The sequence below is a fragment of the Myxococcus sp. XM-1-1-1 genome (assembly GCF_020037095.1).
Lineage (GTDB): Bacteria > Myxococcota > Myxococcia > Myxococcales > Myxococcaceae > Myxococcus > Myxococcus fulvus.
This window is the reverse complement of the sequence record NZ_JAIQDH010000010.1, coordinates 179001-196383: the sequence shown is the minus strand read 5'-3', so window position 1 is coordinate 196383 and position 17383 is coordinate 179001. Positions and strand designations below refer to the sequence as shown.

General features: G+C 70.1%; 11 protein-coding genes. 7 read left to right on the top strand and 4 right to left on the bottom strand.

Translation table 11 applies throughout. The annotated features are described in order from the left end of the window. The first annotated feature begins 188 nt into the window (after positions 1 to 188). From K8640_RS21185 to K8640_RS21170, 4 genes are all read left to right on the top strand, one after another. On the top strand, positions 189 to 1622 hold the full coding sequence (locus K8640_RS21185; protein WP_223748675.1) for a TolC family protein: 1434 nt from the start codon (positions 189 to 191) through the stop codon (positions 1620 to 1622). A gap of 5 nt (positions 1623 to 1627) precedes the next feature. Continuing rightward, positions 1628 to 2827 carry an efflux RND transporter periplasmic adaptor subunit gene (locus K8640_RS21180; protein WP_223748674.1) on the top strand — a complete coding sequence of 400 codons (1200 nt, stop codon included), beginning with the start codon at positions 1628 to 1630 and terminating at the stop codon, positions 2825 to 2827. Then, complete coding sequence (locus tag K8640_RS21175; protein ID WP_223748673.1) at positions 2824 to 5952, top strand: efflux RND transporter permease subunit; 3129 nt, start codon at positions 2824 to 2826, stop codon at positions 5950 to 5952. Before K8640_RS21180 ends, K8640_RS21175 begins: the two co-directional genes overlap by 4 nt. A 598-nt stretch (positions 5953 to 6550) precedes the next feature. Beyond that, positions 6551 to 7075: a DUF2267 domain-containing protein gene (locus K8640_RS21170; protein WP_223748672.1), complete on the top strand. Its 525-nt coding sequence runs from the start codon at positions 6551 to 6553 to the stop codon at positions 7073 to 7075. Between the two features lie 59 nt (positions 7076 to 7134). Here the strand turns inward: K8640_RS21170 and K8640_RS21165 are convergent, their stop codons facing one another. The 4 genes from K8640_RS21165 to K8640_RS21150 form a co-directional block, all read right to left on the bottom strand. Then, on the bottom strand, positions 7135 to 8874 hold the full coding sequence (locus K8640_RS21165; protein WP_223748671.1) for an LVIVD repeat-containing protein: 1740 nt from the start codon (positions 8872 to 8874) through the stop codon (positions 7135 to 7137). Between the two features lie 188 nt (positions 8875 to 9062). Then, positions 9063 to 10811 (bottom strand): LVIVD repeat-containing protein, encoded by a 1749-nt coding sequence (locus K8640_RS21160; protein ID WP_223748670.1) that lies wholly within the window; start codon positions 10809 to 10811, stop codon positions 9063 to 9065. A 152-nt stretch (positions 10812 to 10963) separates the two neighbouring features. Next, positions 10964 to 12673 carry an LVIVD repeat-containing protein gene (locus tag K8640_RS21155; RefSeq protein ID WP_223748669.1) on the bottom strand — a complete coding sequence of 570 codons (1710 nt, stop codon included), beginning with the start codon at positions 12671 to 12673 and terminating at the stop codon, positions 10964 to 10966. A gap of 120 nt (positions 12674 to 12793) precedes the next feature. Next, positions 12794 to 13342, bottom strand: coding sequence for a glutathione peroxidase (locus K8640_RS21150; protein WP_223748668.1), 549 nt, complete (start codon positions 13340 to 13342; stop codon positions 12794 to 12796). A 337-nt stretch (positions 13343 to 13679) separates the two neighbouring features. Here K8640_RS21150 and K8640_RS21145 point away from each other — a divergent pair, with 337 nt between their 5' ends. The 3 genes from K8640_RS21145 to K8640_RS21135 all read left to right on the top strand — a co-directional run bounded on the left by K8640_RS21145 (position 13680) and on the right by K8640_RS21135 (position 17378). Next, positions 13680 to 15086: a PQQ-dependent sugar dehydrogenase gene (locus K8640_RS21145; RefSeq protein WP_223748667.1), complete on the top strand. Its 1407-nt coding sequence runs from the start codon at positions 13680 to 13682 to the stop codon at positions 15084 to 15086. A 351-nt stretch (positions 15087 to 15437) separates the two neighbouring features. Further along, positions 15438 to 16817, top strand: coding sequence for an amidohydrolase family protein (locus K8640_RS21140; RefSeq protein ID WP_223748666.1), 1380 nt, complete (start codon positions 15438 to 15440; stop codon positions 16815 to 16817). 18 nt (positions 16818 to 16835) lie between these two features. Further along, a complete protein-coding gene (locus tag K8640_RS21135) occupies positions 16836 to 17378 on the top strand; it encodes a GNAT family N-acetyltransferase (RefSeq protein ID WP_223748665.1) in 543 nt (180 codons plus the stop codon). Positions 17379 to 17383: the final 5 nt, after the last annotated feature.

Sequence of the window (17383 nt, the reverse complement as noted above, 5' to 3'; positions counted from 1 at the left end):
TTCTCCGGCGCGCCGAGGCGCCCACTGTCGTGACGCCCCGTCGTAAACCCCAGGACATCCGGAACTCCCCCTTAGACCGCCGTGCTGGCATCGTCCAGCAGCCCACTCCGCCGGGTTCGCCGTTTCGCTCGTCGGGCCCCAGCACGCACACCCCGCACTCCGTCGGCCCGAGCCTCGACTTCCCGCTCATGTCCACTGTCCGAACCGCCCTCGTCGCGCCCCTGTGTGCCTGGATGGTGCTCGCCCCCTCCCAGTCCCAGGCGCTCCAGAGCGACGCTCCCGTGGCTCCCACTCCCTCGCGCGAGGCTGCGGATTCCGCACCCGGGGCTGCGAAAACCGCACCGGCCGCTGCGGATTCCGCACCCGCGGACGCCACCCCCGCGGGCGCGGCGCTGACGTTCGAGCAGGCGGTGGCGATGGCGGCCGAGCGCAACGAGTCCGCGCTCGCCGCCCAGCAGCGCGCCAATGCCGCCCAGGCCCGGGTGTCGCGGGCCCGCGCGTTCTTCTTCCCGGAGCTGACGGCCACGGGCACGTACACGCGCCGCCCCAACCAGACGACGCGCGAGGTCGGCGGACAGCAGGTCGTCATCCAGCGCTACAACGCCTTCGGCGCGAACATCGTCGCGCGGATGACGCTCTTCGACGCGCGCGGCTTCCCGCTGTACCGCGCCGCGAAGCGCGAGAGCGAGGCCGCGGGCATGGAGTCGGTGGAGGCCCGGCGGCAGGTCTCGTTCGAGGCCGCCAACGCGTTCCTCATCACGCTGCAGGAGCAGCAGGTCTTCCAGGCCGCCGAGCAGCGCATCGCCTTCGCCCGCCAGTCGCTCGCGGACGCGCAGGCCCGCGCCAAGGGAGGGCTCGCCAGCACCAACGACGTCACCCGCGCCGAGGTGGAGGTGGCCACCGCGGAGGTGGAGCTCATCAGCGCCCGGAACCTGGCGCAGACGAGCCGCCTGGAGCTGGGCTTCCTGCTGGTGGACCCGGTGGAGGGCGCGCTCGCGGCGCCCCAGCAGCTGCTCGACGACGCGGCCCGCCCGCTGGACACGCACGACGGCATCATCCCCGGCGCGGTGGAGCGGCGCCCGGACATCCTCGCCGGCCAGCTGCGCGTGGAGTCGCTGGAGGCCAACGCGTGGGAGCCGCTCGCGCGGCTGTTGCCCGCGCTCGGCGTGTCCGCCACGTACCGGCTCACCAACGAGCAGGGCCTCGCGGGCCGCACGGGAGATGGCTTCCTGGCCGCGGACCTCACGTGGAACCTGTTCGACGGCGGCGAGCGGTACGCGGAGCGCCACGAGCGGGTGGCCCTGGCGCGCGCCGCCAGGCTGGAGCTGGAGCAGGGCACGCGCCGCGTGGACGTGGACATCCAGCGGGCGCGGGTGGCGCTGGAGAACGCGCGGGCGGCGCTCACGCAGAGCGAGCTGGCGACGCGCGCGGCGAAGCAGAACGCGGAGGAGCAGGGCATCCTCTACCGCCAGGGGTTGTCCACGGCGTTGACGCTGGCGGACGCCTCGCTGCGGCTGTTCGAGGCGGAGGTGGCCCTGGCCCGGAGCCGGTACTCGCTGGGCGTCGCCCTGCTGGGCTTGAGGGCGGCAGTCGGACTCGATCCTTTGGGGAAGGAACCGTGAAGGTGATGCGACGCGCAGGAACGCTGACCTTGGCCGTGGCGATGCTCGCCATGGGGGCATGCAAGAAGGACGCGGAGGCGTCGAAGGGCGAGGCGCCCGCGGCGGGCGGAAAGGCGGGCGGTCGCCCCGGCGCTGGTGGCGGCCGGGGCCCCATCCAGTTCCCCGTCGAGGTCGCCCCCGTGGAGGCCCGCGACGTCGAGTACGTGGTGAACGCGGTGGGCTCCGTGGAGGCCTTCGAGCGGGTGCAGATCACCGCCCGCGTGGCGGGCGCCGTGGAGCGCGTGCTCTTCATGGAGGGGCAGGCGGTGAAGAAGGGGGATGTGCTCGCGGAGATCGAGCCCGCCCGCTACGCCATCGCCGTGCGCGCGGCCGAGGCCTCGCTCGCCAAGGCCCGCGCCTCGTTGGTGGAGGCCCAGGCCGGCGCCGAGCGTCGCACCGCCGTCAACGAGGCCAGCCCCGGCCTGTTGCCCGCCGAGCAGCTGGAGACCTTCACGGCGCGCGCGCGCACCGCGGAGGCGGACGTGGCCTCCGCGCGGGCCCTGCTGGACCAGGCGCAGCTCAACCAGCGCGACGCCTATGTCCGAGCGCCCATGGACGGCGTGCTCCAGACGCGCACGGTGCAGACGGGGCAGTACGTCCAGCCCGGCCTGGTGCTGGCGACGCTCCTGCGCCGCGACCCGCTGCTGTTGCGCTTCACGGTGCCGGAGGCGGACGTGGCGCGCATCAAGCCGGGGCTCCCGGCGCGCTTCACGGTGCGCTCGGAGAGCGGCTCGTTCACCGCGAAGATCACCCACGTGGCGCAGGCCGCGGACGAGGCCAACCGCCTGGTGCCGGTGACGGCCGAGGTGTCCGCCGAGGACGCGGCGAAGCTCAGGCCCGGTGCGTTCGCGTCGGTGGCGGTGCCGGTGGAGACGCGCGGCGGCAGCCCGGTGGTGCCGCAGACGGCGGTGCGCGCCAGCGAGCGGGGCTTCCTGGCCTTCGTGGTGGACGGCGAGAAGGCGCGCGAGCGGGTGCTGGAGCTGGGCATGCGCACGGCGGATGGACGGGTGGAGGTCCGCGAGGGGCTCAAGGCGGGCGAGACGCTGGTCATCCGCGGCGGCGAGGCCCTGCGTGATGGCGTGACGGTGAGGGTGGTGCAGCAGAAGAAGCCCACCCTGACGGCGGAGCCGCGCGCGGAGGACGGCGGCCAGGGAGCGCGGCGATGAACCTGACGGAAGCGTGCATCAAGAAGCCCGTCCTGGCGTGGATGATCATGGCGGCCACCATCGTCTTCGGACTGGTGGCGGCGCAGCGCATCGGCATCAGCCAGTTCCCGGACGTCGACTTCCCCACCATCAACATCAGCGTGACGTGGGAGGGCGCCAACCCCGAGGCCGTCGAGACGGACGTCATCGAGCCCATCGAGGAGGCGGTGACGCAGGTGGAGGGCGTCACCAGCATCACCTCCAGCGCGCGCCAGGGCGGCGCCAACATCACGGTGGAGCTGGACCTGTCGCGCAACGTGGACATGGCGCTGCAGGAGGTCCAGACGAAGATCAGCCAGGCGCAGCGCCAGCTGCCCGAGGACATCGACCCGCCCATCGTCACCAAGACGAACCCGGAGGACCAGCCCATCATCCAGGTGGGTGTGTCCGGGCCCTTCTCCCAGCAGGTGGTGAGCGACTTCGCCCGCTACCGCGTGAAGGAGAAGCTGCAGACGGTGCCGGGCGTGGGCGAGGTCTCCGTCGGTGGCTCGCTGGACCGCAACGTCCGCATCTGGGTGGACTCCGCGAAGCTGGACGCGCTCGGGCTGACGGTGACGGACCTCACCTCCGCGCTCCAGCGTGAGCACGTGGAGCTGCCCGCGGGGCGCATCGAGGCCGAGGGGCGCGAGGTCAACGTGCGCGTGCTCGGCGAGGCGCTGGACCTGGAGACGCTGCGCGACATCGTCGTGCGCGAGCAGGGCGGCCAGCCGGTGTACCTGCGCGACGTGGCGCTGGTGGAGGACGGCTTCGAGGACGTGCGGCGCATGGCGCGCGTCAACGGCACGCCCGCCCAGGGCCTGGGCATCCGCAAGCAGCGCGGCGCCAACGCGGTGTCCGTGGCGCAGGGCGTGCGCGAGGAGCTGGCGCGCATCCAGAAGGACGCCCCGGAGGGGATGGACGTGGCCATCCGCTTCGACACCACCCAGTACATCGAGGAGAGCGTCCACGAGATCGAGTTCGAGCTGATGCTGGCCTGCATCCTCACGGCCTTCGTCTGCTGGCTCTTCCTGGGCTCGCTGTCGAGCACGATGAACGTGGTGCTGGCCATCCCCATGTCGCTGTTGGGGACGGTGGCCGTCATCTACTTCCTGGGCTTCACGCTCAACACCTTCACGCTCTTGGGCCTGGCGCTGGCGGTGGGCATCGTGGTGGACGACGCCATCATGGTGCTGGAGAACATCTTCCGGCACTCGGAGGAGGGGAAGGACCGGGTGCGCGCGGCGCGAGAGGGCACCGCGGAGATCACCTTCGCGGCGCTCGCGGCCACCGCGGCCGTCATCGCCATCTTCCTGCCCGTCGTCTTCATGAAGGGCGTCATCGGCAAGTTCTTCCTCCAGTTCGGCGTCACGCTGTGCGTGGCGGTGATGCTGTCGTACGTGGAGGCCATCACCCTGGCGCCGGCGCGCTGTGCGCAGCTCCTGAAGACGTCCCGTGAGGGGCGCAGCAAGGTCGGCGTGTGGGTGGACAAGGCCTTCACGAAGCTGGAGCACGCCTATGGCCGGGCGCTCGGGTGGGCGCTGGTGCGGCCGTGGCGGGTGCTGGCCGGGGCGCTGGTCATCCTGGCGGCGAGCGTGTTCGCCTTCCGCGCGCTGCCCGGTGAGTTCGTGCCGTCGCAGGACCAGAGCCGGCTGATGGTCCGCATGCAGACGGCGGTGGGCAGCAGCATCGAGGAGACCAACCAGCTCTTCCAGAAGGCGGAGGCGTTCGCCGCCTCGCGCCCGGAGGTGACGAGCGTCTTCGCGTTGGTGGGCGGTGGTGGTGGCGGGGTGAACTCGGGCTTCATGATGCTCACGCTCAAGCCGCCCGACCAGCGCATGACGCAGTCGGAGTTCCAGCAGGTGCTGCGCAAGGAGCTCAACGGCTACCCGGGCCTGCGCGCGGTGGTGCAGGACCTGTCGCAGCAGGGCTTCTCCGCGCAGCGTGGCTTCCCGGTGGAGTTCAGCGTGCGCGGCTCGGACTGGGACGAGCTGGTCAAGGCCAGCCAGGAGATGCGCGACAAGGTCCAGGCCAGCGGCAAGGTGGTGGACGTGGACACCGACTACCAGCTCGGCATGCCGGAGCTGCGCATCACCCCGGACCGGGCGCGCGCGGCGGACCTGGGCGTGCCGATGCAGACGGTGGCGACGACCATCAACGCGCTGGTGGGCGGCGTGCGCGTGGGCAAGTACAGCACGGGCGGGCGCCGCATCGACGTGCGCCTGCGCCTGCTCGCGGGGCAGCGCTCGCGTCCAGAGGACCTGGCGCTGCTCAAGGTGCGCACGGCCAGCGGCGCGCTGGTGCCGCTGTCGGCGCTGGTGTCGCAGGAGGAGCGCCCGGCGCTGCAGGCCATCACCCGCCGGGACCGCGAGCGCGCCATCAGCATCTTCGCCAACGTGGCGCCGGGCTCCAACCAGGAGGAGGCGCTGGCCACGGTGGAGAAGCTGGCGAAGGACCTGCCGGGCGGCGTGCGCGTGGTGCCGGGAGGCGCGAGCGTGGCGTTCCGCGACTCGATGGGCAGCCTGTTCTTCGCGCTCTTCCTGGGGATTGGCGTCGCGTACATGGTGCTGGGGGCGCAGTTCAACTCGTTCCTGCATCCGGTCACCGTGCTGACCATCCTCCCGCTGTCGGTGGCGGGCGCGGCCTTCGCGCTCTTGGGTACGGGCAGCACGCTGAACATCTTCAGCATGATTGGTCTGTTGCTGTTGATGGGCATCGTGAAGAAGAACTCCATCATCCTGGTGGACTACGCGCTCCAGCAGCGGGAGCTGGGGCTGGGCGCGGTGGAGGCGATGCAGCGCGCGGGGCCGGTGCGCCTGCGTCCCATCCTGATGACGTCCACGGCGACGATGATGGCGGCGGTGCCGGCGGCGCTGGCGTTGGGCGCGGGCAGCGAGACGCGCGCGCCCATGTCCATCGCGGTGCTGGGGGGGCTGTCGGTCTCCACGGTGCTGAGCCTGGTGGTGGTGCCCGCCTTCTACGTGGTCGCCGACCGAATGAAGACGCGGCTGGCCCACTGGCGCGGCAAGCGTCCGGATGACGAGGAGGGCAGCCCCGCCGCCCACGGTCGTCCGAGCGGCGATGAGCCTCGCCCCGCGGCGCACGGCTGAGCTCGGCTGAGATGACGACGCGGGCCGGCTCCGGAGCTCACCGGTGCCGGCCCTCCGCTTTTCAGGCGGAGGGGGCGAGCATCTCCTCCGTCGAAGACGCAAGGGGTGCACCTGACCCAGGGTGTCTGATTTGTGCTGGGTCATCGACTCCTGGAGGATGTGTGGAGCCCGGTCATCCTTTGCTCGGACACCCACACGAATGGAGATCCACCATGAAGTGCTTGATGCCGTGGTTGATGGCGCTCGCTGCCAGTCTGAGCCTGGGTTGTGGAGGCGGAGCCACCGACGTGGCCGACGAGCGAGCGATGGCCAATGTCCTGGAGTGCAGCCCCGGGCTGCCCAGCTGTGAGGACGTCCGACAGATGGGCTGCCCCGAGCCTGGGATCACGCCCTGCTGCCATGAGTGGTCGTACGACAGCTTCTGTGTGTGCGAACGGCTCCAGGGTTCCCCCAGTTGTGGGGGCATGCCCCTTCGGCCCGAGTCGCCGTCGGCACACTGAGCCTTCCCGGGTAGACGAGAGGCCGGACGTCGCGCCGTCGCGATGCCCGGCGGGTCGAGGAGGAGGCCCGTGGCCCCTCGCTGAAGGCCGCCGGCGCCGTGGACACCGTGACTGACACGCCCGTGAAGCGCGCGTGTGTCCACGGCGAGCAAGGAGACGACCCCATGGCGCAGGAGACGGAGCTTCCTCCCAACATCATCCCGGTGAAGGAGCGCGACGAGTCGCTGGACCTCCAGGCGTTCCTGGACGAAATCGGCAACAGCCAGGAGGTCCGCGTCAACAAGCTGGACGGCCGGACCGCCGCTCACGCCGTGCTGTGCACGCTGGCGCGCAGGCTGTCGGACGGTGAGGACGTCAAGCTGATGCGCGCGCTCGGCGACGACATCGGCGAGCTCATCGGCGAGTGCACCATCCTGCGCGGCCCCTCGCACGCGAAGCGCATGAAGCGCGAGGAGTTCATCTCCGACGTGGCGGACCACCTGGGCATCAAGGTGGACCAGGCGTTCCGCGTGATGACGGTGGTGTTCACCGCCGTGAGGGACCGCATCCCCGAGGACGAGGTGGCCGCGGTGGCCTCGCAGCTCCCCGCGGACCTGGCCGACAGCTTCCGCCGGCCGGTGTAGCCCCGCCGTGGGCCCGGCCCCGGAGAGCCTCCCCGGGGCCGGGCGCCATCCCTCCGTTGCTACGGCTCGTTGAGGATGATGAGACCGCGCGCCGAGTCCACGACGTACACGTAGCCGTCGCCGGGGATGCGCACGCCGAAGGCGCCCTCGAGGCTGCCGGCCCTTCGACCCGGGTCGTCCTCGCGGAAGGTGTTGAAGTGCGCGACCTGACGGGGTTGGGTGGGGTGGGAGACATCCAGCACGCGCAGGCCCTCCTGGTACCAGGCGACATAGAGCCGGTTGCCACGCAGGAGCATGTTGTGGATGGACGTGGGCGGCCGCATCCGGAACGTGCCGATGAGCGGGATGTTCGTCGGGTCCGTCACGTCGAGCACGCGCACGTGGGTACCGGGGCCCTCTCCGCCCTCGAAGGCGAGGGTCCTGCCCGCGAACGTGCCCACCGCGCTGTGGTGCGCATACACGAAGCCCCCGGGCGGCGTGTAGTTGCCGAGGTGCTGGACGTTGTCCAGGTCCGTGATGTCCATGATGGAGTAGCCCGAGTCCGCGTTGCTCACGTAGAGCCGGTTCTCGTACACGAAGACATCATGCGGGCCGCCGCTGAAGCCTCCCGGTGTCGGCGTGACGAGCTGGAGCAGGGTGGGCGCGAGCGGCGTGGTGACGTCGTAGACGTAGGTGGCCACGCCCGCGCTGTTGGCGTAGAGGCGGTCGCCGTCGACGAGCACGGTGTGGACGTGGGCCGGGCCCTCGGCGCGGCGGACGAAGACGGGATTGGCCGGGTCCGTGATGTCGAAGACGACGAGCCCCGACGAGTCGCTGGCGATGTAGAGCGCGTCGCCCTTCGCCCAGACGCCGTTCCACGCGCCATCCCCGGGGATGTTGACGGTCTTGACGAGCGTGGGGTTCGTCCGGTCCCTCACGTCGAACACGGAGAGCCCACCCAGCCGAGGGGCCCGCTCCAGCGAGACGACGTAGGCGTGCTCCTTGGTGACGTAGACGTCCACGGGCAGCCCGAGGGGCGTGGAGGCCTCACCCAAGCGCGCGAGCCCGCCGGAGGACTCGCCCTCGCCGGGGGCCCAGGTCATCCGGTGGGCCTCGAAGGTGCCGAGCGTCTTGCTGTAACCGCTGATGGGGCTGTCGGTGCACGACACGTAGCAGCCGGTGATGATGCCCGGCGCGGGGACATGGCAGCCGGCGAACGCGGTGGTGGTGACATTGTCGCCCGACGGGGTCCGGAGGGTGCGGCGGCCCGCGACGAAGAACGTGCCGCCCTCCGTCACGCGGGCCAGCAGGGGCGCGTTGCTCATCGAGTCCGCGGACCCATCCAGGCTGAGCTGGAAGGCGCTGCTCCCGTTGCCGACGGCGGTGGAGTTGGGGCGGCCCGGGCGGACGCGCAGCTCCGAGCGGGTGGTGAGCTGATAGATGCCCTTGCCTTCGATTCCGGAGAGCTGTTCGGTGGAGCAGCTCGACACGTCGAAGGTCGACAGGCTCTGGCAGAGCTGCGGGTCCAGGTTCTCGGCGTCGAGGAACTGGCACGTGTCGTAGCGGCCCTTGTCGATCCAATCGCCCCGGTCCTGCAGCACGGTGTACGTGCCGTCCCACGGCGGCGGTCCGCTGTCGGGCGTGCCCGCGTCCTCGGGAGGCGGACCGGCATCAGGTGTGCCCGCGTCCTCGGGAGGCGGGCCGCCGTCCTGTGTCCCCGAGTCGGGAAGCGTGCCCGCGTCCTTGCCGGAGTCAGAGTCTCCGCAGGCGATGAGGAGTGGGAGGAGGACACAGAGGAAGCGCCACGGGGATGTCGTCATGAAAGGCCTCGGGAAGACCACCCGGAAGGAGCGAATGGTGCCTCCAGGAATGGCGAGGCGCGCTCCTTGTGCCAAGGCGCGCTCCCGATGCTTGCCGGATGACGACGGAATCGCGGCCACGTGCCGTGAACGCCGCCCGCGGGACCCGCCGGGCCGTGTCCTTGCAACGACACGGCCCGGGGCCAGCGCTACAGCTCGTTGACGATGATGAGGCCACGTGACGAGTCGACGAGGTACACGAAACCGTCCCCAGGGATGCGCACACCGAAGGCGCCCTCGAAGATGCCGTTGCCTCGCCGCGGGTCGGTCTCCCGGTAGGTGTTGAAGTGGGCGATCTGCCGGGGCTGCGTGGGGTGGGAGACGTCCAGCACGCGCAGGCCCTCCTGGTACCACGCGACATAGAGCCGGTTCCCGCGGAGCAGCAGGTTGTGCATGGACGTGAGGGGGCGCATGCGGAACGTGCCGATGAGCGGGATGTTCGTCGGGTCCGTCACGTCGAGCACTCGCACGTGGCTGGCCGAGAACTCGCCGCCCACGAAGGCGAGGGTGCGCCCCGCGAAGGTGCCCACCGCGTTGTGGTGGGAGAAGACGCCGAAGAATCCCGGCTGCAGGTAGTCACCGAGGTGCCGGACGTCGTCCAGGTCGGAGATGTCCATGACGTGGAAGCCGGTCGTGTCGTTGCTGATGTAGAGCCGGTCGCCGTGCACGAAGACGTCATGTGGACCGCCGGTGTAGCCCTCGGGTGCCCACGTGATGAGCTGGAGCAGCGTCGGAGCGAGGGGCGAGGTGATGTCGTAGACGAAGGTGCCCGTGCCGGGTGAGTTGGCGAAGAGCCGCTCCCCCTCGACGAGCACGGTGTGCACGGCGTCAGGGCCCTCGCCATGGCGGACGAAGACGGGATTGGCCGGGTCCGTGATGTCGAAGACGATGAGCCCCGAGCTGTCGCTGGCGACGTAGAGCGCGTCACCCTTCGCCCAGACGCCGTTCCACGCGCCATCTCCGGCGATGGTGACCGTCTTGACGAGCGTGGGGCTCGTCCGGTCCTTCACGTCGAACACGGAGAGGCCACCGAGCATGGGCCCAGTGCTCACCGACACGACGTAGGCGTGTTCCTTGGCGACGTAGACGTCCACGGGCATGCCGACGGTCGTGGAGGCCTCTGCCACGAGCGCCAGCCCGCCGGAGGCCTCGTTCTCGCCGGGAGCCCAGGCCATCCGCTCGGTCCTGAAGGTGCCGACCGACTTGTTGAAGCCGTACATCGGATGGCTGTTGCAGGACACGTAGCAGCCGGTGATGACGCCAGGAGAGAGAACGTGGCAGCCGGCGAACGCGGTGGTGGTGACGCTGTCTCCCCAGGGGCTTCGGGCGGTCCTCCTCGCCGCGAGGAAGAACGTGCCGCCTTCCGTGACGCGGGCGATGATCGGCGCGGGGCCGTACGCGTCCTGGGTGCCATCCGCGCTGAGCCGCAGGCCGGCGAAGGAGTTGTAGACGGAGTCCGATGGAGGCCGGGTGGAAGAGTAGGACGCTTCCTCGCGGAGGTTGAGCTGGAAGATGCCCTGGTTCTCCACGCCGGAGAGCTGCTCGGTGGAGCAGCTCGACAGGTCGAAGGCCGCGATGCGCTCACACCGCTGCGGGTCCAGGTCCTCGGGCGTGACGAACTGGCACGTGTCATGGCGACCGGTGTCGATCCAATCACCCCGGTCCTCGAGCGCGGTGTACGTCCCGTCCCAGGGAGGACGGCCTGCATCGGGCACCCCCGCGTCGGGCGTCCCCGCGTCCTCGGGAGGCGGGCCGCTGTCCGCGGTGCCCGCGTCGGAGCCCGAGTCCGGGAGCGAGCCCGCGTCATCTCCCGAAGGGGAGTCGTCACAGGCGGACAGCAGCAGGAGCAGGAGGGGGATGCAGCGCCAGGGGCCCAACGGATGCGGCGATGGCTTCATGGAGCGCCTCGGGAGCCCCCCGCGACAGTGCGGGCGGCCTTCCCGAATAGGCGAGTGCGGGCTCCTGGTTCCATCGTGGGTTTCCGCTGTTTTCGGACAGCGGACAGCGGCAACCATGACTCGGGTCCTGGAGGACCTGTCGCGCGCGACGCCTACAGCTCGTTGAGGATGATGAGTCCGCGGGACGCGTCGACCAGGTACACGTAGCCGTCCCCGGGGATGCGCACGCCGTAGTTGCCCTCGAAGACGGAGTGCTCGCGCCCCGGGTCGTCCTCCCGGAAGGTGTTGTAGTGCGCGACCTGCCTGGGCTGCGTGGGGTTGGAGACGTCGAGCACGCGCAGGCCCTCGTGGTACCAGGCGACGTAGAGCAGGTTCCCGCGGAGCAGCAGGTTGTGCATGGACGTGGCGGCGCGCATGCGGAACGCGCCGATGAGTGGGATGTGGGCCGCCGGGTTCGTCACGTCGAGCACGCGCACGTGGGAGCCCGGGAACTCTCCGCCCTCGAAGGCGATGGTCTTCCCCGCGAAGGTGCCCACCGCGCTGTGGTGCGCATAGGTGGCGAGCCGAGGCAGGAAGTAGCTGCCCAACTGGCGGACGTCGTTCAAGTCGGCGACGTCCATGATCTGGAAGCCATCGCTTCCGTTGCTGACATAGAGCCGGTCCTCGTACACGAAGACATCGTGGGGACCATCGCCGTAGCCGCCCTCCACGGTCGGCCGGACGATCTGCAGCAGCGTGGGGTCCACGGCGTTCGTGACGTCGTAGACGTAGGTGCCGGTGCCGGGGGCGTTGGCGTAGAGCCGGTCGCCGTCGACGAGCACGGTGTGGACGGTGGTGGGGCCCTCGGCGCGGCGCACGAACGTGGGGTTGGCCGGGTCGCTGATGTCGAGGATGACCAGCCCGGAGGAGTTGCTGGCGACATAGAGCGTCTCGTCCTTCGCCCAGACTCCGTTCCACGAGGTGTCACCCGGGAAGCTGAGCGTCTTGACGAGCTTGGGGGCCGTGCGGTCCCTCACGTCGAAGACGGAGAGGCCGCCCAAGAGGGGCGGGCGGTCCAGCGAGACGACGTAGGCGTGCTCCTTGGCGATGTAGAGGTCCGCGGGGCGGATCATCGTGGTGGCGGCTTCGCCCACGCGAGCGAGGCCGCCGGAGGACTCGCCCTCACCGGGGGCCCACGTCATCCGGGTGGCCTCGAAGGTGCCGAGCGTCTTCGAGTAACCCGTCACGGGGTTTTCGACGCAGGACACGTAGCAGCCGGTGATGACGCCGGGTGAGGGGACGTGGCAGCCGGCGAACGCGGCGGTGGTGACGAGGTTGCCGGTGGTGAGCGCGAGCGTGCGACGGCCTGAGAAGAAGAAGGACCCGTTCCCGGTGTCCCGCGTGAGCAGGGGCCCGGAGCTCAGCGCATCCTTGGAGCCGTCGGCGCTGAGGCGGAAGCTGATCGACCCACCGGAGACGAACGTGCTGGTGGGTCTGTCCGGGCGCACGCGCCGCTCCGCGCGGAGCACGACCTGGTAGATGCCCTGGTTCTCCACGGTGGAGAGCTGGGCGGAGGAGCAGCTCGACAGGTCGAAGCTCGTGGGGCGCTGGCAGAGCTGCGGGTCCAGGTTGTCGGCGTCGATGAACTGGCACGCGTCATATCGGCCGGTGTCCACCCAGTACCCCAGGTCCTCCAGCTCCGTGTAGGTGCCGTCCCATGGCGGCCCCGCATCGGGAGTGCCCGAGTCCCCGGGTGGGTGCGACTCACCGCAGGCAGACAGGAGGAAGGGGAGCAGGACGCACAGAGAGCGCCGTGCTCCGCGCGAGGGAGTCGACATGGGGGCCTCGGAGATGGCGCCGCCCGCGCAGGTGCGGGCGGTCATCCTGGATACGCCACGGGGGCCCCATGTTCCCCGGCGCTCCGCCGATGCTTGCCGGATGATGCAGAACGCGAGGACGCGGGGGCTTGCCCTTGCAAACCTCCCCGTCGTCGGTCCTCCGCGTCAGGCGCCCTTGGCCAGCTCCGCGTCGATGGCCTGCACCAGGCGCGGGTCCTCCGCGGTGACGTCCGGAGCGAAGCGCGCGGCGACACGACCATCACGGCCGATGACGAACTTCTCGAAGTTCCACTGGACCTCCGGGATGGGGTTCGCCTCGATGCCGTAGCCCTTGAGACGCGCGCGCATCGGGCCCTCACCGGTGGCGTCCGGAAACGCGCGGGTCAGCTCCTGGTAGAGCGGGTGCTTGTCCTCGCCGACGACGGAGATCTTGGAGAACAGCGGGAACTTCACCGCGTAGTTGAGGTCGCAGAACTGCTTGATCTCCTCCTCGGAGCCCGGCTCCTGGCCCATGAAGTTGTTCGCGGGGAAGCCCAGCACCTCGAGCCCCTTCGCGCGCTTCTCCTCGTAGAGCTTCTCCAGGCCCGCGTACTGCGGCGTCAGGCCGCACTTGGAGGCCACGTTCACCACCAAGAGGACCTTGCCCTTGAACTGTCCCAGCGTGCTGGGAGCGCCATCGATGGACTTCAAGGGGATGTCGAAGAGGTTGCTCATGTTCGGCTCGCTTCCGGAGGAAAGTGGGGAGGGGTTCCCGGGTGGGTCGACCCGCGAGGTATACAGGACGAAATCGCCGGTCTCGGCAAGCAACATCCCGGGAGCCGGACGTGGCTTTCAGACGCCCGGTCCACCAGTGGACGCGGCCTTCCTGCTCACCCCTGGCGAGGCTCGTGCCGTCGAAGTGGAGCCGTGACACGGTGACTTTCCACCGTGGGATGACCGGGCGGGCATGGGCCGCGAATTGAATCGCGTCCTGGCGGCAACGAGGGTTGCGCCTCCATGCGCACGGCGGCAACTTCCCCCTCCGCACCATCCCCCCTCAGGAGAGAGACGCATGCGTTTCCTGTCGATGCCCCTCATCGTCGCCGCCCTCCTCGTTGGTTGCAGTGACGATCCAGATCCCACGCCGACACCTGACTCGGGCACGCCACAGCAGGACTCGGGCACCCCACAGCCGGACGCGGGGAATCCGCCGGAAGACGCGGGCACGCAGGAGCCTGACGCGGGCAATCCGCCGGAAGACGGGGGCACGCAGGAGCCTGACGCGGGCAATCCGCCGGAAGACGGGGGCACGCAGGAGCCCGACGCGGGGCCCCTGCCCAGCGGGCCTCCCGTTCCGCAGGGGCCGCCCAACGTGCCCGAGTTCCCTCCGGCCTTCCCCGGCCAGACGCGCGCTCCGGCGGTCCAGTCGCAGACGCAGTTCCAGGTCACCGAGGTGGCCTCCGGCATCCGGAATCCCTGGGGCCTCGCCTTCCTGCCCGACCAGCGCATGCTGGTGACGGAGAAGCCCACGGGGCGGCTCTACATCGTCACCCATCAGGGCGAGAAGTCGGCCGCCGTCACGGGCCTGCCCGCGGTGGATGGCCGGAACCAGGGAGGCCTGCTCGACGTGGAGGTCGGTCCCGACTACGCGGAGAGCCGGCTCATCTACTGGACCTATTCCGAGCCGCGGCAGGGCGGCAACGGGCTGGCGGTGGCGCGCGCGAAGCTGGTGGACGGCGCGCAGCCGGCGGTGGAGAACGTCCAGGTCATCTTCCGCATGATGCCCACGCTCGAGTCGACGCTGCACTCGGGCGGACGGCTGGTGTTCACGCCCGACGGCAAGCTGTTCGTCACGCTCGGCGAGCGCTCCATCCTCGACGGCCGCAAGCAGGCGCGGGACGTGAAGAGCCACTTCGGCAAGGTGGTCCGCATCAACCCGGATGGCTCCGTGCCGCAGGACAACCCCTACGTGAACACGCCGGAGGCGAAGCCGGAGATCTGGTCGGTGGGTCACCGCAACATCCTGTCGGCGGCGCTCGATGGGCAGAACCGCCTGTGGATCGTGGAGATGGGACCGCAGGGGGGCGACGAGCTGAACCGGCCCGAGGCGGGCAAGGACTACGGCTGGCCCACCATCGGGTACGGCGAGGAGTACTCGGGCGCGCCCATCCACGACAGCCCCGTGGGTGAAGGCATGGAGCAGCCGGTGTACTACTGGGACCCGGTGATTGCCCCCTCGGGGATGACCATCTACTCGGGGACGCTGTTCCCGGAGTGGCGCGACAACATCTTCGTGGGAGGGCTGGCGGCCCAGGCGCTGGTGCGGCTGATGGTTCGCAATGACCGCGTCATCGGCGAGGAGCACCTGCTCAAGAACCGCAACGAGCGCATCCGCGAGGTGGTGCAGGGCCCCGAGGGCGCGCTCTACCTGCTCACCGATGCGACCAACGGCAAGGTGCTCAAGCTCACGCCGCGCTGAGCCTTCATCATCCACGGCAGTCCCCGCGCTCCCCAGGCGAAGCAAGCCTCGGGGAGCGCGGTCGTTTTGATGGCGAGTGGACGTGTCGAGCGTCTCGCGGGGCCGTGCGTCACGGACGTGACGCAGGTGGCGCCCTCGATGCTCACGAGCCCGCAGAGGCGCGCCGAGCCGTTCATCGGCGCACAGGCGCGCGTTCAGGAGGCGTCGCCGCGCGGAGCACTCGCTTGTCGGGGGTGGCCCCCGAAGTCAGTGTGCCGCGCGATTCCCGTGAGGCGTCGACGGGCGAGGAGAAGTCCTCCGCGTGCTCGGCGTTCCACGGTGCACCTCCACCCGTCACATCGAGGACTCGCCATGCGTTCGAGGTTGGGTCATGTCGTCCGCTGCATCCGCGCCGGGTCGAGCGCGGTGCTGTTGCTCCTGTCCAGCCTCGCGTCGGCGCAGCCTCCCGTGAGCGAGCCTCCTCCCCGCGCGGTCCTCTTCCAGGGCGTGCGCGTGTTCGACGGCAAGTCGAAGGGGCTGTCCGGGCCCGTCAACGTCCTGGTTCAGGGCAACAAGATCGCGCGCATCTCGAGCAGCCCCATCGCGCGCACGGGCGAGGTGCGAGTCATCGAGGGCAAGGGGCGCACGCTCATGCCGGGACTCATCGACGCGCACTACCACATGATGATGGCCTCGGTGCCGCTGACCGTGGCGCTGGCGGGGCCGGAGGGGTACCTCACGTTGGTGGCCGCGCGTGAGGCGAAGGCGACGCTGCTGCGAGGCGTCACCAGCGTGCGCGACATGGCCGGGCCGGTCTTCAGCATCAAGCGGGGCATCGATGAGGGGCTCATCGAGGGCCCGCGCATCTGGCCCTCGGGCGCGATGATCTCGCAGACCAGCGGCCATGGGGACTATCGTCGGGCGGAGGCGCTCCCGCGGACGGCGATGTCCTCGCTGACGTTCGCGGAGCGCGTGGGTGGGGCGGCCATCGCGGACGGGCAGGACGAGGTCCTGCTCCGGGTCCGTGAGCAGCTGATGCTGGGGGCCTCGCAGATCAAGCTGGCGGCGGGAGGCGGTGTGTCCTCGGACCACGATCCGCTGGATGTGTCGCAATACACGGAAGCCGAGCTCCGGTCCGCCGTGGAGGCCGCGGAGAACTGGGGGACGTACGTGGCCGTGCATGCGTACACGCCGCGCGCCATCCAGACGGCCATCCGGGCGGGGGTGAAGGTCATCGACCACGGGCAGTTGATGGATGACGCCACCGCGAAGCTCATGGCGGAGAAGGGGGTCTGGCTGAGCCTGCAGCCGTTCCTCGACGACGAGGACGCGACGCCCTTTCCGGAGGGCTCGGACAATCGGGAGAAGCAGCTGGAGATGACGCAAGGCACGGACAAGGCCTATGCGTTGGCGAAGAAGTACAAGCTGAAGACGGCGTGGGGGACGGACTCGTTGTTCGACCCGAAGGTGGCGGCGAGGCAGGGCGCGCAGCTGGTGAAGATGACGCGGTGGTACACGCCGGCGGAGGCCCTGCGGATGGCCACGGGCACCAACGCGGAGCTGCTGGCGCTGTCGGGCAAGCGCAGCCCCTACAAGGGTCGACTCGGCGTCGTCGAGGAGGGGGCGCTCGCGGACCTGTTGCTGGTGGACGGCGACCCGGTGGCGAACTTCGAGTTGATCGCCAACCCCGAGAAGAACTTCCTGGTCATCATGAAGGACGGGAAGATCTACAAGGACCTGCTCGGCCCGTGAGCTGTATAGAGGGCGACCATGACGACGTCCGATGCACCACGCTCGCCGCGAGTGAGCATCCGTCCCGCGACGCTGGCGGATGCCGCGACGCTGACGGAGCTCGGGGAGAGGACCTTCAGGGACACCTTCGCCGCCGAGAACACGCCGGAGAACGTGGAGGCGTTCCTGGCCTCGCACTACAGCCGTGCGATCCAGGAGGAGGAGCTGCGGGAGCCTCGCAACCTGTACCTGCTCGCGGAGGTCGACGGAGTCCCCGCGGGCTTCGCGCTCCTTTGCGACGGCGCCCGTGAGCCGAGTGTGCGGGCCGAGCGCCCGGTGAACCTGTCGCGCCTCTATGTCGACCGCGCCTTCCTCGGTGCGAAGGTGGGCGCCGCGCTCATGCGCCGCTGCCTGGATGATGCGAGGAGGCGGGGGCACGACGTGTTGTGGCTCGGTGTGTGGGAACGCAATACGCGCGCGCGGGCCTTCTACACGCGCTGGGGTTTCATCGAAGTGGGGGAGATGCGCTTCGTGCTCGGGACAGACCCGCAGCGCGACCTGGTGCTCGCCCTCGCGCTTTGAGCCGC

Excerpts from the sequence above, each read along its gene's own strand:
- K8640_RS21185 (WP_223748675.1), top strand. The coding sequence starts at position 189 with ATGTCCACTGTCCGAACCGCCCTCGTCGCGCCCCTGTGTGCCTGGATG.
- K8640_RS21180 (WP_223748674.1), top strand. The coding sequence starts at position 1,628 with ATGCGACGCGCAGGAACGCTGACCTTGGCCGTGGCGATGCTCGCCATG.
- K8640_RS21175 (WP_223748673.1), top strand. The coding sequence starts at position 2,824 with ATGAACCTGACGGAAGCGTGCATCAAGAAGCCCGTCCTGGCGTGGATG.
- K8640_RS21165 (WP_223748671.1), bottom strand. The coding sequence starts at position 8,874 with ATGACGACATCCCCGTGGCGCTTCCTCTGTGTCCTCCTCCCACTCCTC.
- K8640_RS21160 (WP_223748670.1), bottom strand. The coding sequence starts at position 10,811 with ATGAAGCCATCGCCGCATCCGTTGGGCCCCTGGCGCTGCATCCCCCTC.
- K8640_RS21155 (WP_223748669.1), bottom strand. The coding sequence starts at position 12,673 with ATGACCGCCCGCACCTGCGCGGGCGGCGCCATCTCCGAGGCCCCCATG.
- K8640_RS21150 (WP_223748668.1), bottom strand. The coding sequence starts at position 13,342 with ATGAGCAACCTCTTCGACATCCCCTTGAAGTCCATCGATGGCGCTCCC.
- K8640_RS21145 (WP_223748667.1), top strand. The coding sequence starts at position 13,680 with ATGCGTTTCCTGTCGATGCCCCTCATCGTCGCCGCCCTCCTCGTTGGT.
- K8640_RS21140 (WP_223748666.1), top strand. The coding sequence starts at position 15,438 with ATGCGTTCGAGGTTGGGTCATGTCGTCCGCTGCATCCGCGCCGGGTCG.
- K8640_RS21135 (WP_223748665.1), top strand. The coding sequence starts at position 16,836 with ATGACGACGTCCGATGCACCACGCTCGCCGCGAGTGAGCATCCGTCCC.